We start from the raw sequence: 26,137 nt of genomic DNA, 5'->3' as shown, positions 1-26,137 counted from the left end.
ATGTGGTTATTTTACAATCAATTAAACATTATTTTTTAAAATTTGATTGCTCAATTTTCGTGAACCCACTATTATTTGTACTACCAGTACGGAGCGGTAGTTCAGCTGGTTAGAATACCTGCCTGTCACGCAGGGGGTCGCGGGTTCGAGTCCCGTCCGTTCCGCCAACAATTTAAGCCTCTGAGAAATCAGAGGCTTTTTTATATTTATTAACTTATTCTAACTCCCCTCTTTAGAAAAGAGGGGCAGGGGGAGATCAACTTCTGTATCTGCCCTAACCCATTCAACCTTGTGCTGGTTAAATTCGGTGAAATTTTCAGCTCATCAAACATTTCTCGTAAATTAAAATTCTCAAGTTCCTCTACAGATTTTTCGGTAAGTGCCGTTACTACAATAAATAAAATCCCCTGCATTAAACGGGCATCGCTATAGGCTTCAACCTTGCGTGGCGAGAGCTGAAACTGAAACCATAATCGGCTTTCACAACCTTCAATTTCGGGTAATTCGGCAAGCTCTTCTTCTGTTGGTTTTGGTAACTGACGGCTAAATTGAATTAACAAGCGGTATCTTTCTTCCCACGATTTGCAATTTTCAAATTTTTGGTAAATCTCTGCTAATGTCATAGTATCCTCAATAAATTTGCAAAAGATTTTAACAATCTGACCGCTTGTTGTTAATGATTTTCTGAAAATTTGCTAGAATAGAGCGATTTTCGTATTACGATAGAGGAAATGATAATGGCATTAGTTCCAATGGTGGTAGAACAGACCTCAAAAGGCGAACGTTCTTACGACATTTATTCACGCTTATTAAAAGAGCGTATTATTTTTTTAAACGGTCAAGTTGAAGACCAAATGGCAAATTTAATTGTGGCACAACTACTCTTTTTAGAAGCGGAAGATCCGGAAAAAGATATTTATTTATACATTAACTCGCCGGGTGGTGTGGTAACGGCAGGGCTTGCAATTTACGATACAATGAATTTTATTAAACCTGATGTGGCAACTCTTTGCACCGGGCAAGCGGCTTCAATGGGGGCATTTTTACTTTCCGCCGGAGCAAAAGGCAAACGCTTTGCACTTCCACACGCACGAATTATGATCCACCAACCTTTGGGTGGAGCGAGAGGTCAAGCAACTGATATTCAAATTCAAGCGGAAGAAATTTTACGTTTGAAAGAGATGCTTACTCGCAGAATGGCAGAGCATAGTGATCAGCCTTTTGAGAAAGTAGCAGCGGACACCGAGCGTGATAATTTTATGTCTGCCAAAGAAGCAGCTGAATATGGCTTAATCGACAAAGTTTTAACCTCTCGCAGTGAGGTGGCATAATGGCGTTTGAAAAAGAACCACATTGCAGTTTTTGCGGTAAAAAACGCACCGAAGTCGATCAGTTAGTAGAAGGTACTGAAGGCTATATTTGTAACGAATGTATTGAAGAATCTTACGCTCTGCTACACGGCGAAGAAGAGCCGCTAATTGATGAAAGCCAAGAAGATGAAGCGAGTTTCTTCACAAATGTCCCAACGCCGCACGAGTTACATCAACATTTAGATGATTATGTCATCGGGCAAGAACACGCCAAAAAAGTACTTTCTGTGGCAGTTTACAATCACTACAAACGTTTAAGAAGTGCGTTATCAAATTTTGATGCCACAAACGGTGTGGAATTAGGTAAAAGTAATATCTTATTAATCGGACCAACAGGAAGCGGTAAAACTTTACTGGCAGAAACGCTTGCTCGCCGTTTAAATGTGCCGTTTGCGGTTGCAGATGCAACAACCCTTACCCAAGCAGGCTATGTGGGTGAAGACGTGGAAAACGTGATTCAAAAATTATTGATGAAATGCGATTTTGAAGCAGAACAAGCGGAACGTGGCATCGTCTTTATTGATGAAATCGACAAAATCACCCGCAAATCGGAAAGTGCTTCAATTACCCGAGATGTTTCGGGTGAAGGCGTGCAACAAGCCTTATTAAAACTGCTTGAAGGTACGGTGGCTAATATCAATCCGCAAGGTGGTCGTAAGCACCCGAAAGGCGAAACTATTCCGGTGGATACTTCCAAAATCCTATTTATTTGTGGTGGGGCGTTTGCAGGTTTAGATAAAATTGTAGAATCTCGCACAAATACGCAGGGCGGTATTGGCTTTGGTGCGGCATTGAGAAAAGATAAAGATCGCCAAGATTTAACAGAATTATTCAAGCAAGTTGAGCCTGAAGATTTGGTTAAATTCGGCTTAATTCCTGAGTTAATCGGTCGTTTACCTGTAGTTACGCCACTACAAGAGTTAGACGAAGAAGCCTTAATTCAGATCTTAACCGAGCCTAAAAATGCAATTATCAAGCAATACCAAGCGTTATTCGAAATGGAAGGTGTGGAATTGCACTTCACCAAAGAAGCATTAATCGCCATTGCAGGCAAAGCCATTGCCCGTAAAACAGGGGCTCGCGGTTTACGTTCAATCGTAGAAAACTTGTTGCTTGATACAATGTACGATCTTCCAACCTTAAATGCGAAAAAGGTAACTATCGGCAAAGGTTGTGTGGAAAACGGTGATAAGCCGAAGGTGGAATAATAGTTACGAAATATTTGAAAGTTTAGAGGATTTTTAAACAAAAAATTTCAAACTATTTACAATAAGGGAAGAATGTAATGGAACCAAAATTTACCATTAACCATAAAATAGTTAATTATATTGTGGATATTTCTTCCCTTGTTGGTCGGCTATCATTAGAAAAACGGGATCTGCATTTACGGAAAGAGCAACGTATTCGTTCAATCCAATCCTCATTGGCGATTGAAAGCAACCCTTTGACTCTAGAGCAAGTTACAGGTATTTTAAACGGTAAACGTATTCTTGCTCACAAACTACTCACTCAAGATCTGATTAAAGAGTCAGGGAAATTTAGAAACAGAGAAGTTGCTGTCTATAGTGGAGAAAATATTGTCCACATTGGTGCTAAAGCTGATTTTGTCCCTAAATTAGTTCAAAACTTACTTAAATGGGCAGAAAAGAGTGAAGTCCATACATTAATCAAAAGCTGTATTGTTCATTTTGAGTTGGAAATAATCCACCCTTTTGCAGATGGAAATGGCAGAATTGGGCGTTTATGGCAAAGTTTAATTTTAAGTCAATGGGATTCACTTTTTGAATGGCTTCCTATTGAAACTATCGTATATCAGCATCAACAGCGTTACTACCAAGCACTTAATAGTAGCAATATAAAAAACGATTCTACCGATTTTATTGAGTTTATGCTTGAGGCAATCCTTACGACATTAAATGCTTATTCAATAAATAAAATGAGCGATAAAATGAGCGATAAAATAAGCGATAAAGAGCAATTGATCTTCCAAAGAATAAAAAGCTATTTATCTGAAAATGCGATGATTACCAACCAAAAAGCCGTACAGTTACTAGAATTAAGTCCAGCCACAGCAAGACGATACCTAGCAAAATTTGTGAAACTCGGTTTACTGACAGCACAAGGTGAAAATAAAAATAGAATTTATTATATTGAGTAATATCAAATGAAAATCTGGCAAACAAAATCCCTTATCACGTGGCTGCTTTCGCCGCTTTCATTGCTGTTTTGGTTGATTAGCTACGTTCGCAAGCGGTTATATTCTCTGAATATTTTGCAATCGTACCGTTCACCTGTGCCTGTGTTGGTGGTGGGTAATATTTCGGTTGGCGGTAATGGAAAAACGCCGGTGGTGGTTTGGTTAGTGGAACAATTACAACAACGCGGAGTAAAAGTGGGCGTGGTTTCTCGCGGTTATGGTGGGAAAAATAAAGTATTTCCACAGCTTGTTACACAGCAGAGTTCTGCTGAAATGGTGGGCGATGAACCGGTGTTGATTGTGCAACGCACTAATGTACCATTGGCGGTTTCCCCTAACCGTCAGCAAAGTATTGAATTATTGCTTAGCCAATTTGAGTTAGATTTAATCATCACCGATGATGGCTTGCAGCACTATGCTCTACAGCGAGATTTGGAATGGGTGGTCGTTGATGGTAAAAGACGTTTCGGCAACGGTTTTGTGTTACCTGCCGGTGGATTGCGTGAGCTGCCAAGCCGTTTAAATTCGGTAGATGCCATCATTTGCAACGGCGGAATTGCCAAGTCAAATGAACATTTAATGAGTCTAGAGCCAAGTTCAGCGGTTAATCTTCTAACTAATGAATATAGACCTTTAAGTGAATTTAGCCAACCTTGTGTCGCCATTGCAGGAATCGGGCATCCACCACGATTTTTCACTATGCTGGAAAAATTAGGTATTCCGCTTGCCAAAACGCAAGGCTTTGCCGATCATCAAGATTTTGATGCCAATCAACTGAAAACATTAGCCGACAGCCAAACTCCATTATTGATGACGGAAAAAGATGCGGTAAAATGCAAAGCATTCGCTCAAAAAAATTGGTGGTATGTGCCGGTTTCTGCAAAATTTTCGGAAAAATCGACCGCTTGTTTATTAACGCCAATTCTACAAAAACTAGGAAAAGAAAATGAATGAAAAAGTACTCAAGAACCTTGTCTGCCCTGTCTCTAATGAAAAGTTAGAATGGGATAAAGAGAACAATCTATTAATCAACCCTAAGCTCAATATTGCTTATCCGATTAAAAACGGCATTCCTGAATTGTTACCCGAAGCAGGGAAAGCTTTATAAAGATAGGGCTGATTTAAATCAGCCCTTTGTTTTATTTGAATAAGTTACCCAAAATTCCTTTAGCTGCTTGAGCTAATAAGTCATCAGCCCCCAGATTTTTTAAATCATCTACATTGCCGTTTGGAGTCAAAGTATCCACGATTTTAGGGAGTAGCTGAGCTAATAACTCACTCGCATCTGTCGCATCCACACCGGCGTCTTGAGCTGCATTTTGAATATTTTCTTGACCAAAAACATTACTGATTTGCTCGCTTGATACCGGAGCATTATCTTCATCGCTGCTAACCCAAGTGCGTAATAAATCGTCTAAGCCGCCTTCTTGGAATTTAGCGATTAAACCTTCCACACCACCTTGTGATTGCAGTAAGTTTTGAATTAATTGAATTGCGGTTGATTGGTTGTTGCCGCCCAAAACAGACGATGCCAATGAACCTAAAATATTACCTAACATAATTTCTCCTAGACAAGCGGTCGTTTTTTCTCATAATTTTGCAAAAAATCGGTGAAATTTAACCGCTTGCAATACTGATTAACGAGCTAAAATCGCTCGCACTCTTTCCAAATCCTCCGGCGTGTCCACCCCCACTTGTGGGGCTTCTTTTGCCAGTTCGATATGAATTTTTTCGCCATACCATAAAGCACGCAACTGCTCTAAGGATTCTAATTGTTCCAATGCCGTTGGCTGCCAAGCCACATACTGTTTCACAAAGCCGGCACGGTAAGCGTAAATGCCAATATGGCGTAAGTAGCCTTGTGAAGCAATAAAACTATCATCGCAATCCGGAAAGCTATCTCTGGCAAACGGAATTGAGGCACGCGAGAAATATAACGCCATACCGTTTTTATCCGCTACTGCTTTTACGGCGTTCGGATTGAATAATTCCTCTCGAGTTTCCAACTTCACACCAAGGGTTGCCATATTCACTTGGTAGGCGTCTAAATTGCGAGCCACTTGTTCCACAATCACCGGTGGCACTAACGGCTCATCGCCTTGAATATTAACGATGATGTCGTTATCCGCAATCTGCATTTTGTCGATCACTTCTGCCAAACGCTCCGTGCCGGAATTGTGCTTGTCTGATGTCATACACACTTCCGCCCCAAAGGCTTTAGCAGTGGCTTCAATTTCTGGGTGATCGGTGGCAATAATTACTCGAGTTGCCCCCGAAAGTTGGGCTTTTTCCCAAACGTGTTGGATCATCGGTTTGCCGGCAATATCCAACAACGGCTTGCGAGGCAAGCGGCTAGAGGCATAACGTGCCGGAATAATCACGGTAAAATTCATTACAGTTCCTTATGCTTCTTGAGCATCTAAAAAACGTTCCGCATCAAGGGCTGCCATACAGCCTGTTCCGGCTGAAGTGATGGCTTGGCGGTAGTTGTGATCCATCACATCGCCTGCCGCAAATACACCTTCCACAGAAGTAGCTGTGGCATTGCCTTCCAAGCCTGATTTCACTTTGATATAGCCATTTTCAAGCTCTAACTGCCCTTCAAAAATGCCGGTATTCGGTGCGTGCCCAATTGCTACGAAGAAGCCATCAACTTTGATTTCTTCGTTCAGTTCTTCTTTGGTCGATTTTAAACGTAAGCCAGTTACACCCATATTATCGCCCAACACTTCTTCGACTGTGCGGTCGGTATGAAGTATGATTTTGCCTTCTTCAATACGTTTTTGTAGGCGACCTAATAAAATTTTCTCGGCACGGAAGCTATCACGGCGGTGAACCAAATGCACTTCGCTCGCTAAATTCGCTAAATATAACGCTTCTTCAACAGCAGTGTTACCACCACCTACAACCGCAACAGGTTTATTACGATAGAAAAAGCCATCACAAGTGGCACAAGCCGAAACACCTCTGCCTTTAAATTGTTCTTCAGACGGTAAGCCTAAATATTTTGCCGATGCCCCTGTAGCAATAATTAATGCATCACAAGTAAAAGTGTTTAAATCACCTTTTAACGTGAATGGGCGTTTAGAAAGATCTACACTGTGGATATGGTCAAACACAATTTCAGTTTCAAATTTTTCGGCGTGCTTGAGCATTTTATTCATTAATTCCGTGCCGGTAGTATGCTCAAATTCACCCGGCCAGTTTTCGATTTCATCAGTAGTGGTTAATTGCCCACCTTGTTGCATCCCCGTAACTAATACAGGGTTTAAGTTAGCACGAGCGGCATACACCGCTGCGGTATAGCCAGCAGGACCTGAGCCTAAAATTAAAAGTTTTGCGTGTTTAGTTGTCATAATCAATCCTCTGAATGAAATTAGCCTCTATTTTATCTTAAATTCACATTTAACTCCATTTTCGCTTTCGCTCACATTTTTTTGATTTTGTGACAAACTTAACAGAAATATCAGCATTTTTCCTGTAGATTAGAACAACTTCACTCGCTTCTAAAAGGAGAAAACTTATGAAAAAGCTTATTAATTCAATTGAAACCGTGTTAGCTGAACAACTCTCCGGTTTCGTAAAAGCACATTCCGACTTAATATTAAATAAAGAACCTGTCTATATTTATCGCACACCACCAAGTAATCAACCGAAAGTCGCTTTAATTTCAGGCGGTGGAAGCGGACACGAGCCAATGCACGCCGGTTTTATTGGAAAAGGAATGCTTGATGGGGCTTGCCCAGGAGCAATTTTCACCTCACCAACACCAGACCAAATGTTTGAATGTGGTTTAGCACTAGATCGTGGCGAAGGCGTTTTGTTAATCATCAAAAACTACACCGGTGATGTACTAAACTTTGAAACGGCAACTGAATTATTGGCAGACAGTGGTGTTCAAGTGGCGACCGTATTGGTTGATGATGATGTGGCAGTAAAAGACAGCCTCTATACCGCCGGTCGCCGCGGTGTTGCCAATACCGTGCTAATTGAAAAATTACTTGGGGCAGCGGCAGATAAAGGCTATTCCTTAACCGAACTGGCTCAACTTGGTAACAAACTCAATAATAATGGGCATTCAATCGGCATTGCACTAGGTGCTTGTACCGTTCCTGCCGCAGGTAAGCCATCGTTTACCTTAGCAGAAAATGAAATGGAGTTTGGTGTGGGTATTCACGGCGAACCAGGCATTGAACGCCGTCCGTTTGAGAATTTAGATAAGACCGTCAAACAGATGTTTGAAACTTTAATTGCTCACGGCGATTACACTCGCACAATTCGCCACTGGGATAATCAAAATCAACAATGGAATGAAGTGGAAGAAAGTAAGCAAGCCTTACAAAAAGGAGATCGTGTTATCGCTCTTGTGAATAATCTTGGCTCAGTGCCGCTTTCAGAACTTTACGCAGTTTATGATTCCCTTGAAAAAGAGTGCCACGCTTTTGGTTTAACTATTGAACGTAGCCTTGTCGGTTCTTATTGTACCTCACTGGATATGCAAGGAATGTCAATCACCTTACTCAAAGCCGATGATGATATTCTACAATTATGGGATGCACCGGTTAATACTCCTGCATTACGCTGGGGCGAATAATCACATTGAAGGGAAAAGTATGAAAATATCAAAACAACAAATTTTAAAATGGCTTGAATTATGCCAACAAGTAATGGACGAAAAGCGTGATTATTTGACCGAGTTGGATACCGTTATCGGCGATGGAGATCACGGCTTGAATATGCAGCGTGGCTTTAGCAAAGCAACTGAAAAAGCTAAAACGGTGGAAGACAAAGACATCGGCACAATTTTGAAAACAGTCGGAATGACCTTACTTTCACAAGTTGGCGGTGCAAGCGGTCCACTTTACGGTACATTTTTCATTAAAGCTGCTCAAAGCACAAATGCAAAAGAAGCTCTCAGCTTTTCAGATTTGCTACTCTGTTTAGAGCAAGGGGTTGAAGGCATTGTGCAACGAGGGAAAGCAGAAATTGGCGACAAAACAATGTGCGATCTGTGGTTGCCTTTGCTGGAAGAGCTAAAAAAAGCGGATACCTCTCAATCGATTGGCTCAATTTTGTTACAAGCGGTCGAAAAAGCAGAACATTTTGCAAATCAAACGATTCCACTTATTGCTAAAAAAGGGCGAGCCAGTTATTTGGGAGAACGAAGTGCAGGGCATCAAGATCCGGGAGCAACATCGAGTTATTACATTTTTAAAGCCTTGACAGATGCAGTGCAATAAGGAGCTACAATGGTTAATTTAGTAATTGTTTCCCATAGTGCAAAACTGGCTGAAGGAGTTGCAGAAATTCTTTCACAAATGGCTCAAGGTGGTTGTCAGATTGCTGTTGCAGGGGGAATTGACGATGCGGAGAATCCGATCGGCACTGACGCCGTTAAAATTATGCAGGCGATTGAATCGGTCTTTACACCTGATGGTGTGATTGTTTTTGTCGATTTAGGCAGTGCAGTATTAAGTACCCAAACCGCCATTGATTTACTCGAACCGGAAATTGCCGAAAAAGTGGTTATCAGCTACGCACCTTTAGTGGAGGGAGCTTTTGCTGCGGTGGTAGCAGCATCAGCCGGTGATAGCTTAGAGTTAATTTTAAAAGAAGCCAATGAAGCCGCTCAACTTAAACAAGAGCAGGCTGAATAATCTAAATTCACAAACAAAAATGCCGTAATCAATTACGGCATTTTCATTTCATTAATATAACAGAGAATAAAGCTGTCTTCTGAATTTAGGCACAATAGGATCTGTTCCAAGTGCTGATAATATAGCTAAAAATTGGTTTTTCAGCTCGCCGTTTGATACATTCAAATCTGACTTCAACCAATCAAATAAGAGCGTTAGAGCTTCTTCATTTTTGTGAGCTTGGTGTAATTGATTAGCTAGTTTAATCGCAATTTCAGGTGTTTTGCTTTGAGCATAATCGGCTTGCAACTGTTGCAACTCGGGGGATTCACTCGCCTGCTCTAATAACTCGATTTGAGCCTGCAAACCGTGCCAGCGGCTGTCTCTGTCTTGAATTGGAATAGCTTTTAAGATTTCACGAGCCGGCTCAACATTTCTCATTGCGATATAAGTTTCAGCATAGAGCAAAGCAAAATCGCTGTTTTTCTTGTCCGTCATTTCCCAAGCTGCTTTTAATAGAGGCAATGCTTCATCGTAACGTTGATCTTGTAGAAGCTCTAAGGCTTGGTGAAATTTAAGATCTTCCTCTTTCGGCAGAATGTTAGCAAGCCGAATTCGCAACTCTTGCTCACTTACCGCACCTTGAATAGCATCAATCGGCTGACCGTTCGAGAAGAGATAAAGCGTTGGAATTTGTTGAATGCGAAACTGTGCGGCTAATGTCTGCTGTTCATCGCAGTTAATCGTTGCCAACAAAAATTGCTGTGGATTTTCATCCGCAATACGGCGGAGTAAGGCATCCATTTCTAGCGAGGCAACCTCACGGGGAGAAATAAAATGGAACACTGTAGGTATTTGCCCGGCGGCACTCCACACTTCACTAAAATTTTGTTCGTTTACATTTACCAAATAGTCCATAAAAACCTTCTTTAAGCTAAAAATTACATTTTATATTGTAGAATTAATAAGAGGTTTCAATAGGTAGCCCGTTTCTTTCCCACGCTTCAAAACCACCTTTTACGCTGTAAACGTTTTCAAATCCCTGCTCAATCAAAAATTGAGCGGTACTTTGGCTACTCACCCCGTGATAACAAATGACAACAACAGGATCATCATAATCAACTTCATCTAAAAATTTGCCGTAGCTTTGGTTAGTTAAATGAAAAGCATCTTGTGGGTGGCTATAAACATAGCGGCGAGCATCACGCACATCGGCAAGTACCGCACCGTCGTTTTCAATCATCTCCCACGCTTGCTGGGGAGTAATTTCTTTAAATGTAATATCAGTCATAATTTATCCTCAAAAATGGCGAAACTATACCACAAAATAGCGAAGGTATCGGCGATTATTTCAAGTTGAAAAATTGATGTTTGTCTTATATAATTGCGAACTATTTTCAAATGCAAGATTTATCCATTTTTTATTTGAGGTTTTATATGAATCAACTTTTTCATTTTTTAGAACGTTATACAGACTTCGTTATTTTAGGATTACTAGGCTTATTAAGCGTTATTTGCGTGTGGAAAGCAATTGAACGTATTATGTTCTATTCAAAAATGGATATTTCCAAATATAGCACTTTGGAAGAATTAGAAATCGACTTAACCCACAACCTAACTACCCTTTCTACTATTGGCTCAAATGCACCTTATATCGGGCTATTAGGCACAGTTATTGGTATTCTTCTCACCTTCTACAACTTAGGACAATCAGGTGGCGATATTGATGCTGCCGCTATTATGGTAAATCTTTCCTTAGCATTAAAAGCAACTGCCGCAGGTATTTTAGTAGCGATTATTGCAATGGTGTTCTATAACGGTTTTGGTCGTAAAGTAGAAGAAAACAAGTTGAAATGGTTAGCTCTACAGGCTAAAAATCATCAAGCGGTCTAATTTCCTCTATTTTTTGCAAATTAAGAAGGCATAAAGATGAAAAAATTTGATGAAATCAACATCATCCCATTTATTGATATTATGTTGGTATTGTTGGCTATCGTGTTAGTTACAGCCTCTTTTATCTCACAAGGTAAAATTCAAGTGAATGTACCAAAAGCGACAACAACACAGCCAATGCAAGCAGATGAACTTGCGAAACTTTTAACTATTACTGAAAACAATGAATTTTTCTTTAATGACAAACCTATCACAAAAGAGCAGCTTGTGGCAGAGGTTTCAACTTGGGATAAAAGCCAAAAAGTTTCGCTTAAAGTCGATGGTGCAGTTGCTTTTGAAAAATTTGTGGAATTAACTGATGTTTTATCTGCAAATGAGATCAAAAATGTGGCAATTATTACTAAAAAAGAAACCGTTGCTACACCAGCTGCTAATACGCCAGCTTCGCCTAATCAAGCACCAATAACGCCTTAATAGGATAAGAGAGATGAAAAAACACCATTCTCGAATCGGATTAATTGCCTCACTAGCCATTCACGGTGCATTGATTGGTGGTAGCTTTGCTTTACTTAATGAGCAAAAAATCGAAAAAGCGGCAGAGCAAAATTCGCTTTCAATGGAAATGGTTGCTGCTTTATTAGAGCAACCACAGGTGGCAGTTTCGCCTGATCCTATTGAAGAAGTAAAGGAAGCTGCTCCACCCGAACCAGAGCCTCAACCCGAGCCAAAACCTGAACCTGAAGCTATTCCTGATCCAACACTAAAACCGAAAAAAGAAGAACCGAAAAAGGAAAAGCCAAAGGAAGAAAAACGTAAAGAACGTCCAAAAGAGAAAAAAGAAAAACCAAAAGAAGAAAAACGTAAAGAGAAGCCAAAAGAGCCAGAAAAGCCTCAGCAAAAACCGATCAAAGCATTAGAGCGAGGTCCTGAAGTAAAACAAGGTATTGTTGCAAAAGCCATTCCAAATGCTGTACAAGGCGAAAAAATGGTTTCAGGCGTTGTAGGCGGACAAAAAGGTGGCTCATTGAATTCAACCTCTACGACAGGGAGTAACGTAACAGGGGGCAATGCAAGCGAACTTTCAGCCTATAAAACCGCATTACAGCGTGCGTTACAACGCAAGGCAAATAATTCATACCCTCAGCGTGAAAAGATGATGCGGAAAACAGGCACGGTAACCATTAAATTTACCATTACCTCATCCGGTGCAATTTCAAATGTTTCTGTAGTAAATTCATCGGGTAACAGTAATTTGGATAATGCAGCGGTAAAAAGTGCACAGGCAGTGAGTATGCCACCGCCACCGGCAGGTTTCCCACCTTCAGTTACCGTACCAATTAGATTCTCTCTTGAATAAAAAAACACCCTCAGAAGCAATCGCTTTTGAGGGTGTTCATCTTTAAAACTATAATTAGTCTTGTGTTTCGCCTAGTAAAGCCAACTCTCGAGCTTTAATTTGGTTTTTCAGAATATCCACTAAATCTGAAACGAGGTAAGTGCCTAAGTCTGCACCTTTGCGGGTACGTACAGATACTTTGCCTTCAGCGATCTCTTTATCACCGCAAACAAGCATATAAGGCACACGGCGTAAGGTGTGTTCACGCACTTTGAAACCAACTTTTTCATTACGAAGATCAGCTTTCACACGAATCCCTGCATCGCTTAAGGTTTTCACTACTTGTTGTACATAATCTGCTTGGCTGTCAGTAATGTTCATTACCACTGCTTGCACAGGGGCTAACCAAGTTGGGAAGAAACCTGCGTATTCTTCAGTAATGATACCGATGAAACGCTCGATTGAGCCAAGAATTGCACGATGAATCATTACCGGTGTGCGACGGCCGTTATCTTCCGCCACATAAGAAGCTTCTAAACGACCCGGTAGAGCGAAGTCTAATTGCACTGTACCACATTGCCATTCACGTCCTAAGCAGTCACGTAATGCAAACTCAATTTTCGGGCCGTAGAATGCCCCTTCGCCTTCTTGAATTTGGTATTCCAAGCCGTTATTACGCAACGCATTCGCTAAGCCTTCTTCCGCTCTGTCCCACATTGCATCGTCACCGATACGGTTTTCCGGACGGGTTGAAAGTTTAACTGCAATGTTAGTAAAACCAAATGTGCTGTAAATATCGTACACCATTTTGATACAGCTTGTTACTTCAGACTCAATTTGTTCTTCAGTACAGAAAATATGGGCATCATCTTGGGTAAAACCACGCACACGCATTAATCCGTGTAAAGAACCGGACGGCTCGTTACGGTGGCAAGAACCAAATTCTGCCATACGAATTGGTAAATCACGGTAAGATTTCAAACCTTGATTAAAGATTTGAACGTGCCCCGGGCAGTTCATCGGCTTAATCGCATATTCACGGTTTTCAGATTGCGTGGTGAACATTAAATCAGCATAGTTTTGCCAGTGCCCTGTTTTCTCCCAAAGTACACGGTCCATCATAAATGGGCCTTTTACTTCTTGGTAATCGTACTCTTTTAATTTGGTACGCACGAAAGTTTCTAATTCACGGAAAATCGTCCAGCCGTCATTGTGCCAGAACACCATACCCGGTGCTTCTTCTTGCATATGGTATAAATCTAACGCTTTACCAATACGGCGATGGTCGCGTTTTGCCGCTTCTTCTAAACGAGTTAAATATTCCGCTAATTGTTTTTTATCCGCCCAAGCTGTACCGTAAATACGTTGCAACATTTTGTTTTTGCTATCGCCACGCCAGTAAGCACCCGCCACTTTTTGCAGTTTGAAGTGTTGGCAGAAACGCATATTCGGTACGTGCGGGCCACGGCACATATCGGTATATTCTTCGTGATGATATAACGCAGGGGTTGCGGTACGTTCGATGTTTTCATCTAAGATTGCCATTTTGTACGGCTCACCACGTTTTTCAAACGTATCACGGGCTTCTTGCCACGTTACCGGGCGTTTTACCACATCGTAGTTGGTTTTCGCTAATTCCAACATACGTTTTTCAATTGCATCTAAATCTTCTTGAGTTAAAGAACGATCTAAATCCACATCATAGTAGAAACCATTTTCGATGGTCGGACCGATAGCCATTTTCACATCGGGGAATAATTGTTTGATTGCGTGCCCTAATAAGTGAGCCGTTGAGTGGCGAATGATCTCTAAACCATCTTCATCTTTTGCGGTAATGATTTCAAGAGTGCTGTCTTGGCTGATAATGTCGCACGCATCACGGCGTTCGCCGTTTACACGACCGGCAATGGTTGCTTTCGCTAAACCTGCACCGATTGATTGGGCAACTTCCATTACGGAAACCGGGTTGTCAAATGAACGTTGTGAACCGTCCGGTAAAGTAATAATTGGCATAATAAATCCTTACAGTGGTAATCCATACGAGAGATTACTTGTTGAGTTTGAGAATGAAAAAACCGCTTACAAGCGGTCTTTTTTGATTAAAATTTTGCAATTTGCTTATTATTTCCCTTACAAGTGGGGAATAAAAGCACAATAATTCTAGCATAAAACAAAGGAAAATTAAACCTTACTGTTTTCGCTATTCGTTAGACTATCCTGAGATTTTTCTTCATCCAGCTCAATATTTTCGTTTTCTGTTTGCTGCTCTTCTTCAAATGTTTCAAGCTGAGCTTGGTATTCTTGCACCACCTCTTCATCAAATGGAATAAGCTCTTCCTCCACTAATTCAATTTCTTCAATTGGGCTTGCAGTGGCAATAGGGGTAGCATATTGCATTTCCGCACGCTCCGCTTTCGGAACAGGTTTAGTTCTGACAGCACAAATGAATAAAATAAGTGAAAACAGACCAAAGAGTGCATAAAAACCGTACTCAGCAGACAGGCTCATCGCAAAACCGATAAGCGGTGGAGCAACCAATGCCCCTAAACCATAGCAAAATAGCAAGCCTCTGCTAACTTCAACGGTGTTCATATTATTTGGCAATTCATCGTTAGCTCGGGCGATACTCAACGCATATAAACTAAATAGGCTACAGCCAAATAAAAAGGCAATGATGTATTGTATCCAAGCGGTCAAATTTTCTTGAAAAATTGCAAATAGCCCAATAAGTGCAGTAAGAGTACCGACCACCGCACAAGCTAAAATAGCGTTACGTCTGCCAATGCGGTTTGAGAGCATCGCCATCGGCATTTGGCTGATAAAACCGCCGATCATCGAGATCATCAAATAAAGCGAAATTTCGCTTAGTGAAAAGCTAAATTTCAGCAGAAATACCGACACCATTGTGAAAAAGCCATTGACCAACATTCCGCTAATAAAACTGGTAGCTAAGGCTAATGGCGAAATCGAAAATAGTTTAGGAATGCTAATACGTTCACGAGCTGGAATATCGGGTTGAACCATTTTAGTTAAAGCGATGGGGATCATCGACATCACTACTAAAATGGTCGATAAGGTAAAAATGTTTCGGCTGCTAAGCTCTAAACTTAATAAACTCACCCCCAAAATAAAGGCTAGGTAGAAAATAATATTATAAGTAGCAAGCACTTTGCCTCTGGTATCAATATTCGTTTTTTCGCTTAACCAACTTTCCACTAAAAGCAACAAACTATAATGACAGAAGCCCAAAATGATACGTAACACGCCCCAGATCCATAAATTATCCACCATCATATGACTAAGGGCAGCAATAGCAAAAACGGCACAAAATACACTAAATGAGCGGATATGCCCGACACTCGAAACAATACGGTGAGCAAAAATGGTGCTTAATGCAGCTCCAATAAAGAAAGCCGCATTGAGTAAACCGATGATAATATCCGTTACCCCCATTTCGGCAAGTTTAATTCCTGCTGAGTTTAGAAATAAACCATAGCCGAAAAACAGAAAAAAGATACCTGAATAAAGGGAGTAAAATTTAGTGCTATTCAATGAATTCTCCTTAATCGGTTTACTATTATTAAAAACATTGTACCGACTTAATCACTTTTAAGCAAAAATAGGATAATCAGTTGAATAGAAAAGGCTTTGCATTAAGCAAAGCCTTAGAAAGATTAGAGTTTAGAGAAGAATTTGTAGCTTGGGCTAACTAAGATGCTTGCGAGAAGAGCCTTAAGCACGCCACCTAAAATAAATGGATATAAACCGGCTTGTAATACTGTGCCTTCCGGTACAAAGAAATAAAGTTGTGCTAAGCCGAATGCAAAAGTAATCACACTAGCAATCAATGCAACAAATAAACTCTTCCAAAAAGAATTTAATACGCCTTTATCACTATAATAGCCTAAGAAATAGGCAGTTGGGATATAACCTAATAAGTAGCCCCCTGTCGGACCAAAGAAATGATGGAAACCTGAAGCACCACCGGCAAAAACTGGTAATCCAATAGCCCCTTCAAAGAGATAAAGTAATACTGCTGCCGTTGCCGCTTTACGCCCCATTGCAAAACCAACAACCGTTAAAGCAAGTGTTTGTCCTGTAATTGGCACTGGGTACATAGGCACAGAAATTTGAGCAAAAATAGCAAGTAAGGTTGCACCGATGAAGGTTTTCAACCAAAATGTTGTTGTACTATTGGCTTCTAGCCAACGTTTAGTTTGAGTTAATTGAGTGGTGAACATACTTTTCTCCTTAAATATAGTAAAAATGTTCGCAACGAATTATATAAGAATATATCTTTTAGGGTAAACGTAAATTGTGTATGGTAAAACCAGTTTATATTTATTGTGATGAAGGCAGCAGTGAAATTGGGGTTCAGTCATTGCTATTAGCGGTAGAACAATACTTACAGCACCCGGCTTGCCTGATTAATGCTGAACAAATTATTCAAGGCAAATTATCTGATGGCTGTTTATTGATAATGCCCGGTGGTGCAGATTTGCCTTACTGCAAAAAATTAAATGGAGAAGGCAACCGCAAAATTCGTCATTTTGTTGAACAAGGCGGAGCTTATCTCGGTATCTGTGCCGGAGCTTATTATGGTTGTGCTGAATTGGATTTTATAGGACTTGACTATACTGTAAAAGGTAGCCGAGAACTTTCGTTATTTAATGGTGTTGCGAAAGGTAGCCTACCTAAGTTTACTAATGGAAAGCTCTACGATGAAGGGGTCGAGAGTAAAGCGATGATCGAGATAACACTTGCAGAAGGTGAAAAAACGATGTTTTATTATCACGGCGGTTGCTGCTTTGAGCCAACACCTAAAGCAGTTTACCGCCCATTGGCTTACTATCCAGATGGATCATTCACGATGGTAGAAGGATATTTAGGGCAGGGATATTATCTGCTCTCCGGAGTGCATTTTGAATTACAAGCGGTCATTTATCAGCAAAAATTTGTAAATTGCTGTGAAGATCGTGAAATAAAAGCAAAAGAAGAAACAATTTGTGCCTATTTTGATAAAAATTATGGCTTGCAGATTTGGCAACACCTAAAAAGAAGATTAAATCAAGTGTGAGAAAATAATCTCTCACTATTCTGCCAAATGGTTTCAGCGATAATTTGGGGTTGCTCATTTCGCAATTCACATAAGCTATTAAAACTCATAATAAGCCGTTCCGGTCGATTAGGCTGCCCTTGAAAACCGAAAACAGGCATATCAGGAGAATCAGTTTCCAACAATAAACTTTCTAGCGGTAATTTTCGGACTGCTTCACGGGTTTTGTTCGCTCGTTGATAAGTAATTGTGCCGCCCACGCCAATTTTATAGCCGAGATCAACAAAACGTTTTGCTTGTTCATAACTCCCTGCAAATCCGTGAATCACGCCGGTTTGAGAAAGTTGTGCTTTTTTTAAAAACACAAATAACTGATCGTGGCTTTTACGTGAATGAAGATTAACCGGCAAATTGAATTTTTTAGCAAGGGCAAGCTGTGCCTCTAAAAACTCACACTGTTTTTTCCATAGTTCAGGAGAAGAAACTTCGATCACGGCTTTTTCTAAGCCTATTTCACCAATTGCAGTACAGAGTGGCACTTTTTGACTTAATCGATTTTCTAATAAATCTAAATCAGAAAGTTGATGTTGTTGAATATAGAGTGGATGTAAACCTAAACCATAAACAATATTTTTCGGCTTTTCATTAGCACAAGCGGTTACTTTTTCAAAATTTTTTGCAAAAACAGAAACCACTAATATTTTTTCCACTTGATATTTTTGAGCATTTTCCACCAGCGTAGAAATGCTTAAATTAAGGCTTTCTGAAAGGTAATCAAGATGAGTGTGAGTATCAAAAAATCGCATAGACAAAGTTGTACAGCTAATAAAAATGGGGACTTATTGTCCCCATTTTTGCATTTTTAATCAAGTTTAGCTGGTAGCTAACTCATCTTCATCACGCACATTATATGGCTTAAGTAATGTGAAGAAGCAGATGATACATACTACTGTAATCGCTAAACCGATGTACACTGATAATTGGTAATCTAAACCAAAGCCGATTTTATTATAAGCTAAATAAGTTGCACACACGGTTGTGATGAACCACGCCGGGATTGAACATACCCAGTGGAATTTGTTGTAGCGATATAAGTAACCTGCGGCTGTCCATAACATTACCATTGCTGTCATTTGGTTTGCCCAAGTGAAGTAACGCCATAATACGCTGAAGTCTAATTTCGATACAATAAAGCCAAGAACAAACAGTGGAATTGCAATGTATAAACGTTTTGCAAATGAACGTTGTTCTAGGTTAAAGATTTCCGCTAATTGTAAACGTGCAGCACGGAATGCGGTATCACCTGAAGTAATTGGTAATACCACCACACCTAATACCGCGAAGATACCGCCGATAAAGCCTAAGAAGTGTAATGAGCTATCATATACTACTTTAGACGGTGAACCTGCTGCGATGGCATCTTGTAATGCTTGTGGGCTTTCATAGAATGCAAGACCTACCATACACCATACTAATGCAATTACACCTTCAGTAATCATCGCACCGTAGAAAATGAAGCGACCTTCGCTTTCATTTTGTGCACAACGTGCCATTAATGGTGTTTGTGTTGCGTGGAAGCCTGATAATGCACCGCAAGAAATCGTTAAGAATAGTAATGGCCAAATTGGAACATCACCTTTCACTTGGAAGTTTTGAGTGAATTTTTCCCACGTTAAACCTTGACCATCAGCATTTACCGTACGGAAGAAGTCAATTGGATCTGTCGCACTTAAATGAGCACTCACTAAACCATACACCATACCCACAGACATAAAGAGCAATAATGCACCGAAGAACGGATAGATACGACCAATGATTTTATCTACAGGCAATAAGGTAGCTAAAATATAGTAACCGAAGATAATTAGTGTCCAAACTGAGATAACGGTTGCTTTATCCATTCCCCAGACAGTAATACCGCCTGCTGCAACAGCTTCTTTTACCGCTTCAACATCACCTAATTCCATTGCACCTTGGGTTGCACCTGCAACATCCATTGTAATGGTTGCTAATAATTGAGCCGGGCTTGCAACGAACACCACACCTACTAATAAAAGCAGAACTAATGCCATTACGTTAATAAATAATTTAACCGGACGACCTAAAAACTTACCTGCAAGGTTTGGCATTGTTGCACCACCATTACGGATACTTAACATACCACAGAAATAGTCGTGTACTGCACCGGCAAAGATACAGCCGATAACAATCCATAACATTGCAACCGGTCCGTATAACGCACCTAAAATCGGACCAAAGATAGGACCCGTGCCGGCAATATTTAATAATTGAATAAGCCAAATTTTCGTTTTCGACATTGGCATATAGTCCACACCATCTCTCATTGAGTTAGCCGGTGTTAATTTATTTGGATTAATCACGAAGATTTTTTCGATGATTTTTCCATAGGTAAAATAGCCAAGAATAAGTATGGCTACGCAGAAAAAGAACCACAACATAATAGAAATCCTATAATCTATAAATGAATGAAGAAAGATTTTTAGTATAAATACTAAAAAGTCGTGTCATTGTAAGTAGGAGTATGAGTAAAGTAAAATAAATTGTGAGATTTATGTGAAATATTTTGCCAGAAATGTGAACTATGTCAAAAATCCCCTGCCTAAAGGGGATTTTTTATATGATTAAGAATAGAATTTTTGAATTTTTGCTTCAATTCCCTTCGCATCTAACTCAAGTTCGGCATAAGCTTCAGGTTGAGTAGATTGAGGCACGAAGAAATCAGGAATACCAAGCATTATAAGCGGTTTAATTTTGCCGATATTTTGCAAATATTCATTTACAAAACTCCCTGCTCCGCCTTGAATAGCATTTTCTTCAAGGGTAACGAAAAGTTCGTGTGAATCCGCCATTTTTTGGAGTAAATCTTCATCAAGCGGCTTAACAAAACGCATATCAACAAGCGTATAATCGTGTTTTTCTGCCACAATTTTTGCTTCATCTAATAATGCCCCGAAGTTTAAAATTGCGACTTTTTTGCCTTCACGGATTACCTTCGCTTTACCCACTTCTAATGCTTGCATTGGTTGCAACGCTACACCTTTTGCATTCCCTCTAGGGTAACGAATAGCGGTTGGCGTATTCATTGTATAAGCGGTATAAAGCATTTGACGCATTTCATTTTCATCGCTTGGTGCCATAATTGTCATATTTGGAATACAACGCATAAAGCTTAAATCAAATGCACCTTGATGGGTTTGACCATCTGCTCCCACAATTCCGGCTCGGTCAATGGCAAAAATGACAGGCAAGTTTTGAATTGCCACATCGTGAATAAGCTGATCGTAAGCTCGTTGTAAGAAACTCGAATAAATAGCAACAACAGGTTTATAACCTGCAATTGCTAAGCCTGCACCAAAGGTAACAGCGTGTTGTTCGGCAATTGCCACATCAAAATACTGTTCCGGAAAACGTTTGGAAAACTCCACCATCCCTGAACCTTCACGCATTGCTGGAGTAATGCCGATAATTTTCGAATCACGCTCTGCCATCTCACATAGCCAATCACCAAAAATATTGGAATAGGTTGGCGGAGCTTTTGATTTAGGCAACTCATTAATTGTTAGATCAAATTTAGGTACACCGTGATAGCCGATAGGATCATTTTCCGCAGGACTATAACCTTTCCCTTTCTTAGTGCGAACGTGTAAAAATTGCGGTCCTTTCAACTCACGCATATTGCTTAAAGTTTTCACCAATTCATCAATATTATGACCATCAATCGGACCAATGTAATTAAAGCCTAATTCTTCAAATAGAGTACTTTCTGGCGAAAAAATAACGCCTTTCATATGCTCTTCACTTTTCTTCATAAAGTTTTTGATGGTCGGCACTTTATCAAGAATTTTTTTGCTTCCATCACGCACAGAAGTGTAAAGCGAGCCAGAGAAGATGCGGGCAAGATGATTATTTAATGCCCCCACATTTTCTGAAATCGACATTTCGTTATCGTTTAAAATCACCAGCATATCAGTATGCAATGCACCTGCGTGATTTAACGCTTCAAACGCCATACCTGCGGTAATTGCTCCATCACCAATCACACAAACGGTTTTACGTCCGGCATCTTCTTTTTCAGCTGCAACCGCAATACCTAAGCCGGCACTAATGGAAGTAGAAGAATGCCCAACACTTAATACATCATAAGGGCTTTCTTCACGCCAAGGAAAGGGATGAATGCCATCTTTTTGGCGAATGGTGTGCATTTGCTCACGGCGACCTGTTAAGATTTTATGTGGGTAAGCCTGATGTCCTACGTCCCAAATCAGTTGATCAAATGGGGTTTGATAAACATAATGCAATGCAACCGTAAGCTCCACCACACCTAAACCGGAGGCTAAATGACCACTTGTTCGGCTCACAGACTCCAGTAAATAGGCTCGCAATTCATCAACCACCTCTTGCAGTTTGTCTGTCGGAAGCAAACGCAAGTCTTCAGGAGAGTTGATTTCATTTAACAGAGGATACTTCTTTTCCATCATATTTATTCCCACAATTTATTCGCAAAATGAGCAAATGATATTGTTATAAAATTAAGCTTTTAATTCTTCAGTTAAAGTTGGCTGAATACTGTTTAAAATTTCTTTTACGACACGACCATTACCAACCACTAAGTTGCCCGATTTTAAGTAATCTGTTCCGCCGACAAAGTTAGTTACAATCGCCCCTGCTTCACGAGCGATTAATTCGCCTGCCGCACAATCCCACGGTTTTAAGCCGATTTCAAAGAAACCGTCCACACGACCGGCTGCAACATAAGCTAAATCTAATGCTGCCGAACCTGTACGACGAAAATCAGCCACACCATTATTCATTAATGCTTCAAGCATATTTAAGTGTGCTTCACGATGTCTTAACACTTTAAAAGGGAAACCTGTTGCTAATACAGTGCCTTTTAAATCACGGCGTTCTGCATCAATGCGTAAGCGGAACTCATTTAATTTTGCTCCTTCACCACGCACTGCAGTGAAAAGCTCATTACGGATAGGATCGTAAACCACTCCTACTGTTGTACGACCATTCTCACGAATGGCAATAGAAACAGAGAAATGCGGTAAGCGTTTTACGAAATTAGTTGTGCCATCTAATGGATCAATTACCCATTGCACATTTTCATTGCTACCGTTTAATACGCCTGACTCTTCCGTTACGATAGAATGATCAGGGTAAGATTTACGGATCACATCAATAATTGCTGCTTCAGCCGCTTTATCAATATCGGTTACATAATCATTTGTATTTTTTTGAGAAACTTGAGTATCTTGAGGCGATTGCTCATAGCCTTTGGCAATAATATTGCCTGCTTTTCGTGCAGCACGAATAGCAATGTTTAACATTGGGTTCATATTTCCACCAGATTTTAAAGAACATAAGAAAGCACCGATTATAAAGAAAGTAGCCCGATAAAGAAACAACAAGCGGTCTAATCTGTGAAATTTTTTGCAAAAAAATGGCTTTTTCTAACCGCTTGTAAATTGTATTCGTTATAATAAGCTTAATTTTAGCCACAACTTAGGTATGAAAAATGAAATTTAAAGAAAATAATGAGCCTCGCTTTAAAACTAGAGATGAAAAGAGAACGAGTGATCGTTCTTCCCGCTTTTCAGAAAAAGGCAAAGAGCGAAGCTTTGAACGCAAAAATGAGCGAAATGATAACCGCAAAGCTAATTTTCAACGTGAACGCTCTGAACCAATTTACCCAACCGAGGGCAGAAAAGCCAGCGGCGAAGGCAGCGTGCAAATTTGGGTAAAAGGCGGTAACTCATCAAAAGAGAAAAAAACAGGTCCGCTTTCGCCTCGAGCACCGGAAAAAATTAAGAAAAACCGCTTAGAGGAAATGAAAGTGTATGGCGAAAATGCGTGTATCACATTATTCCAACAACGTCCTGAATCTATTGTGCGTTTATGGGCAACGGTTGAAGGTGCGAAGAAATTAGGCGATGTAATGAGCTATTTAGCCGAAAATAAAAAGGCATATCACGTTATCGATCGTGAAGAAATGGAACGTGTAACCGGTACTGAACATCACGGCGAGATGTGCTTATTAGTGAAAAAATCGTCATCATTCGTGTTAGAGGGCTACTTACAAGTCCCGAAAAAGCAAGATTGTTTAGTATTGCTAGATGGCGTGAATAATGCACAAAATGTTGGCGGTATTATCCGTACCTGTGCATTTTATGGGGTGAAAGGGATCATCACGGAAAATGTAGATAGCTTAAATTCAAGTGCGGCAGCTCGTGTAGCGGAAGGTGGATTAGAGTTTGTGCGTGCTTTAGAAACGAAGAATAAGCAAATTGCGTTAGTGCAGTTACGCCAAGCCGGCTACCAAATTGTACATCTAACCCGCCATAAGCAAGCTCCATCTTTAACTAAAACGAAATTGGCAGAGAAAGTGGTCTTTGTATTAAGTGAAATTCCGGCAAGCGAGATTGCTTATATGGAAGATACTACTGTACAGCTTTCATTTAACAATCCGTTAAATAGTGGTTTAAATGTGGCAGTTAATACAGGTATTCTGCTTAACCAATGGTATCAAACCCATATTCTCTAGTCGTTTATAGGAATAGAAAATGAACCCACAAAAACCGTTTGAAGTTATTGCAATCGTTGGCACGCCTCGCCACGATAGTGCCTTTGAAACACATCTCGCAGTGTATAACTGGTTAAAAGATCGAGATTACACCATTTTAGTGGAAAAAGAGGTCGCTACCCAGTTACAGCTTGCCGAAAGTTATTGCCTAGATGAAATCGGGCAACGTGCCGAACTTGTAATTGTGATTGGTGGTGATGGCAATATGCTAGGCATTGCTCGTGCTTTAGCCAAATATCGTGTACCGCTTATCGGCATTAATCGTGGTAATTTAGGTTTTTTAACCGATATTGCCCCTCAAACGGCTTTTGAGCAGCTTTATAGCTGCTTAGTGAAAAATGAATATGTCATTGAAGAGCGTTTCTTGCTTGAAGCCTATATTGAACGTAACGGCAAAATCATTTCATTAAATAATGCCTTAAATGAAATTGTGGTTCACCCAACACAAGTCGCTCGAATTATTGAATTTGAAGTTTATATTGACGGCAAATTTGCCTTTTCGCAACGAGCAGATGGCTTAATTGTGGCAACCCCAACAGGCTCAACTGCTTACTCACTTTCTGCCGGCGGTCCAATTCTCACCCCGAATATGAATGCTATCGCACTTGTGCCAATGCACCCACACACGCTTTCATCACGCCCATTAGTCATTGATGGCGACAGCCAAATTTCACTCCGCTTTGCAAAATATAATACCCCTGATTTAGAAGTGATTTGTGATGGGCAGGAAAAGATGAGCTTTAGCCCTGAAGATCGTGTATTAGTTAGAAAAAGCCCTGATAAATTACAACTACTGCATTTAAAAGATTACAACTACTTTACTGTGCTAGGTTCAAAATTAGGCTGGGCGAGTAAGTTATTTTAAAGTGTAAAATATCCCTGCCCATTATAGATACTCCTTTTTTACAAGCGGTCATTTTTTTCTGACATTTTGCAGGTTGAATATGAAAGTTATTCATATTCAACTTCAAAACATATCATTTTTATTCAACAAAAATTTATGGTTCAATAAGTCATCTCAACAACAATAAGAACTCAAAGGAGACGTTAAGATGACTACAGATTTCAAATGCCAAGTTCACACCATTGAATTTGATGAAAACTATGAACCAGCCAATAGCACTCGCTTAACCACCAATTTTGCCAATCTTGCACGCGGCGAAAACCGTAAGCAAAATTTGCAAAATACGATTACGATGATCAATAACCGTTTTAATGATTTAGCGAATTGGGATAACCCAAATGCGGATCGTTATTCTGTGAAATTAGACATTGTGTCCGTAGATATTGACGTAGAAGGTAAAGGTGAATTTTTCCCTGCTCTTGAATGGCTTAAAACCTATGTAATCGATCACAAAACAGGTAAGACCATTGATGGTATTGTAGGTAACAGCTTTTCATCTTATGTGCGTGATTATGACTTTAGCGTTCTATTACTTGATTACAACAAAGATAAACCAAGTTTCAGCGTACCGGAAGGCTATGGCGATTTACACGGCAAGCTCTATAAACACTTGGTAAACTCGCCTGAATATCAAGCAAAATTCCCAAAATCACCTGTGATTTGTTTAAGTGTGGCAACCACTCGCACTTATCACAAAACCACTAATGTTCATCCAATTTTAGGGGTAGAATATGTGCAAAATGACTATTCATTAACCGATGAATACTTTGCCAAAATGGGCTTAAAAGTACGTTACTTTATGCCACCAAAATCGGTTGCACCTTATGCGTTCTATTTTGATGAAAACACGGATCTACTGAACGATTATAGTAACTTGGAGCTTATCAGTACTATTGCAACAATGGAAGCTTTCCAAAGAATCTATCGCCCGGAAGTGTATAACGCAAACTCTGTAGCAGGACAGGTTTACAAAGCCAGTTTGACTTATGGCGATTACTCTACTACCCAAGTGGAATATGACCGTGAAGAGCGTACTCAGCTTGCGATCAAACAAGGCAAATACACCGAAGAACATTTTATTAAGCCATATCAAGCTATTTTAGATGCTTGGTTAAGTGAAAAATAGGAATAAAAAAAG

At 40.1% G+C, this 26,137-nt stretch carries 27 protein-coding genes, 1 tRNA gene and 1 pseudogene; 16 read left to right on the top strand and 13 right to left on the bottom strand.

The window, feature by feature from the left end; translation table 11 throughout:
• Window positions 1-90: 90 nt before the first annotated feature.
• Window positions 91-167: transfer RNA gene (locus V6W77_RS01595), tRNA-Asp, on the top strand.
• A 42-nt stretch (window positions 168-209) separates the two neighbouring features.
• On the opposite strand, the gene V6W77_RS01590 is transcribed toward V6W77_RS01595, so the two are convergent.
• The gene (locus V6W77_RS01590; protein WP_334253582.1) at window positions 210-623 is read right to left on the bottom strand and encodes a SufE family protein; all 414 of its coding nucleotides are present in this window, start codon (window positions 621-623) and stop codon (window positions 210-212) included.
• 114 nt (window positions 624-737) lie between these two features.
• Between V6W77_RS01590 and clpP the strand changes: the two genes are divergently transcribed.
• The 5 genes from clpP (at window position 738) to V6W77_RS01565 (ending at window position 4,675) form a co-directional block, all read left to right on the top strand.
• Entirely contained in the window at window positions 738-1,331 is a 594-nt protein-coding gene (clpP, locus tag V6W77_RS01585) for an ATP-dependent Clp endopeptidase proteolytic subunit ClpP (protein ID WP_188156747.1), read from the top strand.
• Window positions 1,331-2,578 (top strand): ATP-dependent protease ATP-binding subunit ClpX, encoded by a 1,248-nt coding sequence (clpX, locus tag V6W77_RS01580; protein ID WP_025236459.1) that lies wholly within the window; start codon window positions 1,331-1,333, stop codon window positions 2,576-2,578. The genes clpP and clpX overlap by 1 nt, the downstream gene beginning before the upstream one ends.
• A gap of 77 nt (window positions 2,579-2,655) precedes the next feature.
• Window positions 2,656-3,528 (top strand): Fic family protein, encoded by an 873-nt coding sequence (locus V6W77_RS01575; RefSeq protein WP_334237111.1) that lies wholly within the window; start codon window positions 2,656-2,658, stop codon window positions 3,526-3,528.
• 6 nt (window positions 3,529-3,534) lie between these two features.
• Window positions 3,535-4,521, top strand: a complete 987-nt coding sequence (gene lpxK / locus V6W77_RS01570; protein WP_334253581.1) for a tetraacyldisaccharide 4'-kinase — start codon at window positions 3,535-3,537, stop codon at window positions 4,519-4,521.
• Window positions 4,514-4,675 carry a Trm112 family protein gene (locus V6W77_RS01565; RefSeq protein ID WP_283386233.1) on the top strand — a complete coding sequence of 54 codons (162 nt, stop codon included), beginning with the start codon at window positions 4,514-4,516 and terminating at the stop codon, window positions 4,673-4,675. The genes lpxK and V6W77_RS01565 overlap by 8 nt, the downstream gene beginning before the upstream one ends.
• A 31-nt stretch (window positions 4,676-4,706) precedes the next feature.
• On the opposite strand, the pseudogene V6W77_RS01560 reads toward V6W77_RS01565, so the two are convergent.
• The 3 genes and pseudogenes from V6W77_RS01560 to trxB form a co-directional block, all read right to left on the bottom strand.
• Window positions 4,707-5,138, bottom strand: a pseudogene (locus tag V6W77_RS01560) (YidB family protein); the annotation flags it as partial.
• A gap of 66 nt (window positions 5,139-5,204) precedes the next feature.
• A complete protein-coding gene (kdsB, locus tag V6W77_RS01555; protein WP_334253579.1) occupies window positions 5,205-5,960 on the bottom strand; it encodes a 3-deoxy-manno-octulosonate cytidylyltransferase in 756 nt (251 codons plus the stop codon).
• A gap of 9 nt (window positions 5,961-5,969) precedes the next feature.
• Complete coding sequence (gene trxB / locus V6W77_RS01550; protein ID WP_334253578.1) at window positions 5,970-6,923, bottom strand: thioredoxin-disulfide reductase; 954 nt, start codon at window positions 6,921-6,923, stop codon at window positions 5,970-5,972.
• Between the two features lie 167 nt (window positions 6,924-7,090).
• Between trxB and dhaK the strand changes: the two genes are divergently transcribed.
• From dhaK to dhaM, 3 genes are read left to right on the top strand one after another with little or no spacing between them, the layout of a single operon-like run.
• Window positions 7,091-8,161: a dihydroxyacetone kinase subunit DhaK gene (gene dhaK, locus V6W77_RS01545; protein ID WP_334253577.1), complete on the top strand. Its 1,071-nt coding sequence runs from the start codon at window positions 7,091-7,093 to the stop codon at window positions 8,159-8,161.
• A gap of 19 nt (window positions 8,162-8,180) precedes the next feature.
• On the top strand, window positions 8,181-8,807 hold the full coding sequence (dhaL, locus tag V6W77_RS01540) for a dihydroxyacetone kinase subunit DhaL (RefSeq protein ID WP_334253576.1): 627 nt from the start codon (window positions 8,181-8,183) through the stop codon (window positions 8,805-8,807).
• A 9-nt stretch (window positions 8,808-8,816) separates the two neighbouring features.
• On the top strand, window positions 8,817-9,224 hold the full coding sequence (gene dhaM, locus V6W77_RS01535; RefSeq protein ID WP_334253575.1) for a dihydroxyacetone kinase phosphoryl donor subunit DhaM: 408 nt from the start codon (window positions 8,817-8,819) through the stop codon (window positions 9,222-9,224).
• Window positions 9,225-9,275: 51 nt separating this feature from the next.
• Here the strand turns inward: dhaM and V6W77_RS01530 are convergent, their stop codons facing one another.
• Both V6W77_RS01530 and glpE read right to left on the bottom strand, forming a co-directional pair.
• Window positions 9,276-10,121: a co-chaperone YbbN gene (locus V6W77_RS01530; protein ID WP_334253574.1), complete on the bottom strand. Its 846-nt coding sequence runs from the start codon at window positions 10,119-10,121 to the stop codon at window positions 9,276-9,278.
• Window positions 10,122-10,164: 43 nt separating this feature from the next.
• The gene (gene glpE / locus V6W77_RS01525; protein WP_025236470.1) at window positions 10,165-10,494 is read right to left on the bottom strand and encodes a thiosulfate sulfurtransferase GlpE; all 330 of its coding nucleotides are present in this window, start codon (window positions 10,492-10,494) and stop codon (window positions 10,165-10,167) included.
• 146 nt (window positions 10,495-10,640) lie between these two features.
• Between glpE and exbB the strand changes: the two genes are divergently transcribed.
• From exbB to V6W77_RS01510, 3 genes are read left to right on the top strand one after another with little or no spacing between them, the layout of a single operon-like run.
• On the top strand, window positions 10,641-11,096 hold the full coding sequence (gene exbB, locus V6W77_RS01520; protein ID WP_283386241.1) for a TonB-system energizer ExbB: 456 nt from the start codon (window positions 10,641-10,643) through the stop codon (window positions 11,094-11,096).
• A gap of 36 nt (window positions 11,097-11,132) precedes the next feature.
• Window positions 11,133-11,570, top strand: coding sequence for a TonB system transport protein ExbD (exbD, locus tag V6W77_RS01515; RefSeq protein ID WP_025236472.1), 438 nt, complete (start codon window positions 11,133-11,135; stop codon window positions 11,568-11,570).
• Between the two features lie 13 nt (window positions 11,571-11,583).
• Window positions 11,584-12,453, top strand: coding sequence for a TonB family protein (locus V6W77_RS01510; protein WP_334253573.1), 870 nt, complete (start codon window positions 11,584-11,586; stop codon window positions 12,451-12,453).
• A 54-nt stretch (window positions 12,454-12,507) separates the two neighbouring features.
• On the opposite strand, the gene thrS is transcribed toward V6W77_RS01510, so the two are convergent.
• The 3 genes from thrS to V6W77_RS01495 form a co-directional block, all read right to left on the bottom strand.
• Entirely contained in the window at window positions 12,508-14,445 is a 1,938-nt protein-coding gene (thrS, locus tag V6W77_RS01505; protein WP_334253572.1) for a threonine--tRNA ligase, read from the bottom strand.
• 168 nt (window positions 14,446-14,613) lie between these two features.
• The gene (locus V6W77_RS01500) at window positions 14,614-15,984 is read right to left on the bottom strand and encodes an MFS transporter (RefSeq protein WP_334253571.1); all 1,371 of its coding nucleotides are present in this window, start codon (window positions 15,982-15,984) and stop codon (window positions 14,614-14,616) included.
• A 122-nt stretch (window positions 15,985-16,106) separates the two neighbouring features.
• Window positions 16,107-16,673: a biotin transporter BioY gene (locus tag V6W77_RS01495; RefSeq protein WP_025236476.1), complete on the bottom strand. Its 567-nt coding sequence runs from the start codon at window positions 16,671-16,673 to the stop codon at window positions 16,107-16,109.
• Window positions 16,674-16,753: 80 nt separating this feature from the next.
• Here V6W77_RS01495 and V6W77_RS01490 point away from each other — a divergent pair, with 80 nt between their 5' ends.
• The gene (locus V6W77_RS01490) at window positions 16,754-17,509 is read left to right on the top strand and encodes a BPL-N domain-containing protein (protein ID WP_334253570.1); all 756 of its coding nucleotides are present in this window, start codon (window positions 16,754-16,756) and stop codon (window positions 17,507-17,509) included.
• On the opposite strand, the gene V6W77_RS01485 is transcribed toward V6W77_RS01490, so the two are convergent.
• From V6W77_RS01485 to suhB, 4 genes are all read right to left on the bottom strand, one after another.
• The gene (locus V6W77_RS01485) at window positions 17,500-18,294 is read right to left on the bottom strand and encodes a TatD family hydrolase (protein ID WP_334253569.1); all 795 of its coding nucleotides are present in this window, start codon (window positions 18,292-18,294) and stop codon (window positions 17,500-17,502) included. The two genes, V6W77_RS01490 and V6W77_RS01485, sit on opposite strands and share 10 nt — an antisense overlap.
• Before the next feature lie 66 nt (window positions 18,295-18,360).
• Window positions 18,361-19,947, bottom strand: coding sequence for a carbon starvation CstA family protein (locus tag V6W77_RS01480; RefSeq protein ID WP_334253568.1), 1,587 nt, complete (start codon window positions 19,945-19,947; stop codon window positions 18,361-18,363).
• A gap of 183 nt (window positions 19,948-20,130) precedes the next feature.
• Window positions 20,131-21,984 (bottom strand): 1-deoxy-D-xylulose-5-phosphate synthase, encoded by a 1,854-nt coding sequence (dxs, locus tag V6W77_RS01475; RefSeq protein ID WP_334253608.1) that lies wholly within the window; start codon window positions 21,982-21,984, stop codon window positions 20,131-20,133.
• A 54-nt stretch (window positions 21,985-22,038) separates the two neighbouring features.
• Window positions 22,039-22,851, bottom strand: coding sequence for an inositol-1-monophosphatase (suhB, locus tag V6W77_RS01470; RefSeq protein ID WP_283386248.1), 813 nt, complete (start codon window positions 22,849-22,851; stop codon window positions 22,039-22,041).
• Window positions 22,852-23,030: 179 nt separating this feature from the next.
• On the opposite strand from suhB, the gene V6W77_RS01465 reads away from it, so the two are divergent.
• The 3 genes from V6W77_RS01465 to V6W77_RS01455 all read left to right on the top strand — a co-directional run bounded on the left by V6W77_RS01465 (window position 23,031) and on the right by V6W77_RS01455 (window position 26,125).
• Window positions 23,031-24,056 carry a TrmH family RNA methyltransferase gene (locus V6W77_RS01465; RefSeq protein WP_334228882.1) on the top strand — a complete coding sequence of 342 codons (1,026 nt, stop codon included), beginning with the start codon at window positions 23,031-23,033 and terminating at the stop codon, window positions 24,054-24,056.
• A 19-nt stretch (window positions 24,057-24,075) separates the two neighbouring features.
• Window positions 24,076-24,960 (top strand): NAD(+) kinase, encoded by an 885-nt coding sequence (locus V6W77_RS01460; protein WP_025236483.1) that lies wholly within the window; start codon window positions 24,076-24,078, stop codon window positions 24,958-24,960.
• A gap of 187 nt (window positions 24,961-25,147) precedes the next feature.
• Window positions 25,148-26,125, top strand: a complete 978-nt coding sequence (locus V6W77_RS01455; protein ID WP_283386250.1) for a DUF1852 domain-containing protein — start codon at window positions 25,148-25,150, stop codon at window positions 26,123-26,125.
• Window positions 26,126-26,137 lie beyond the last annotated feature (12 nt).

The sequence above is a fragment of the Mannheimia indoligenes genome (genome assembly GCF_036880405.1).
Classification (GTDB): domain Bacteria; phylum Pseudomonadota; class Gammaproteobacteria; order Enterobacterales; family Pasteurellaceae; genus Mannheimia; species Mannheimia indoligenes.
This window is presented reverse-complemented; position numbering and strand designations above follow the sequence as displayed.

Coding starts and splice junctions, on each gene's coding strand:
- V6W77_RS01460 (WP_025236483.1), top strand. CDS start 24,076: ATGAACCCACAAAAACCGTTTGAAGTTATTGCAATCGTTGGCACGCCT.
- clpX (WP_025236459.1), top strand. CDS start 1,331: ATGGCGTTTGAAAAAGAACCACATTGCAGTTTTTGCGGTAAAAAACGC.
- V6W77_RS01490 (WP_334253570.1), top strand. CDS start 16,754: ATGGTAAAACCAGTTTATATTTATTGTGATGAAGGCAGCAGTGAAATT.
- thrS (WP_334253572.1), bottom strand. CDS start 14,445: ATGCCAATTATTACTTTACCGGACGGTTCACAACGTTCATTTGACAAC.
- V6W77_RS01485 (WP_334253569.1), bottom strand. CDS start 18,294: ATGCGATTTTTTGATACTCACACTCATCTTGATTACCTTTCAGAAAGC.
- kdsB (WP_334253579.1), bottom strand. CDS start 5,960: ATGAATTTTACCGTGATTATTCCGGCACGTTATGCCTCTAGCCGCTTG.
- lpxK (WP_334253581.1), top strand. CDS start 3,535: ATGAAAATCTGGCAAACAAAATCCCTTATCACGTGGCTGCTTTCGCCG.
- trxB (WP_334253578.1), bottom strand. CDS start 6,923: ATGACAACTAAACACGCAAAACTTTTAATTTTAGGCTCAGGTCCTGCT.
- V6W77_RS01530 (WP_334253574.1), bottom strand. CDS start 10,121: ATGGACTATTTGGTAAATGTAAACGAACAAAATTTTAGTGAAGTGTGG.
- exbD (WP_025236472.1), top strand. CDS start 11,133: ATGAAAAAATTTGATGAAATCAACATCATCCCATTTATTGATATTATG.
- glpE (WP_025236470.1), bottom strand. CDS start 10,494: ATGACTGATATTACATTTAAAGAAATTACTCCCCAGCAAGCGTGGGAG.
- suhB (WP_283386248.1), bottom strand. CDS start 22,851: ATGAACCCAATGTTAAACATTGCTATTCGTGCTGCACGAAAAGCAGGC.
- dhaM (WP_334253575.1), top strand. CDS start 8,817: ATGGTTAATTTAGTAATTGTTTCCCATAGTGCAAAACTGGCTGAAGGA.
- V6W77_RS01565 (WP_283386233.1), top strand. CDS start 4,514: ATGAATGAAAAAGTACTCAAGAACCTTGTCTGCCCTGTCTCTAATGAA.
- V6W77_RS01510 (WP_334253573.1), top strand. CDS start 11,584: ATGAAAAAACACCATTCTCGAATCGGATTAATTGCCTCACTAGCCATT.
- V6W77_RS01455 (WP_283386250.1), top strand. CDS start 25,148: ATGACTACAGATTTCAAATGCCAAGTTCACACCATTGAATTTGATGAA.
- V6W77_RS01480 (WP_334253568.1), bottom strand. CDS start 19,947: ATGTTGTGGTTCTTTTTCTGCGTAGCCATACTTATTCTTGGCTATTTT.
- dhaL (WP_334253576.1), top strand. CDS start 8,181: ATGAAAATATCAAAACAACAAATTTTAAAATGGCTTGAATTATGCCAA.
- exbB (WP_283386241.1), top strand. CDS start 10,641: ATGAATCAACTTTTTCATTTTTTAGAACGTTATACAGACTTCGTTATT.
- V6W77_RS01590 (WP_334253582.1), bottom strand. CDS start 623: ATGACATTAGCAGAGATTTACCAAAAATTTGAAAATTGCAAATCGTGG.
- dhaK (WP_334253577.1), top strand. CDS start 7,091: ATGAAAAAGCTTATTAATTCAATTGAAACCGTGTTAGCTGAACAACTC.
- V6W77_RS01495 (WP_025236476.1), bottom strand. CDS start 16,673: ATGTTCACCACTCAATTAACTCAAACTAAACGTTGGCTAGAAGCCAAT.
- V6W77_RS01575 (WP_334237111.1), top strand. CDS start 2,656: ATGGAACCAAAATTTACCATTAACCATAAAATAGTTAATTATATTGTG.
- V6W77_RS01465 (WP_334228882.1), top strand. CDS start 23,031: ATGAAATTTAAAGAAAATAATGAGCCTCGCTTTAAAACTAGAGATGAA.
- clpP (WP_188156747.1), top strand. CDS start 738: ATGGCATTAGTTCCAATGGTGGTAGAACAGACCTCAAAAGGCGAACGT.
- dxs (WP_334253608.1), bottom strand. CDS start 21,984: ATGGAAAAGAAGTATCCTCTGTTAAATGAAATCAACTCTCCTGAAGAC.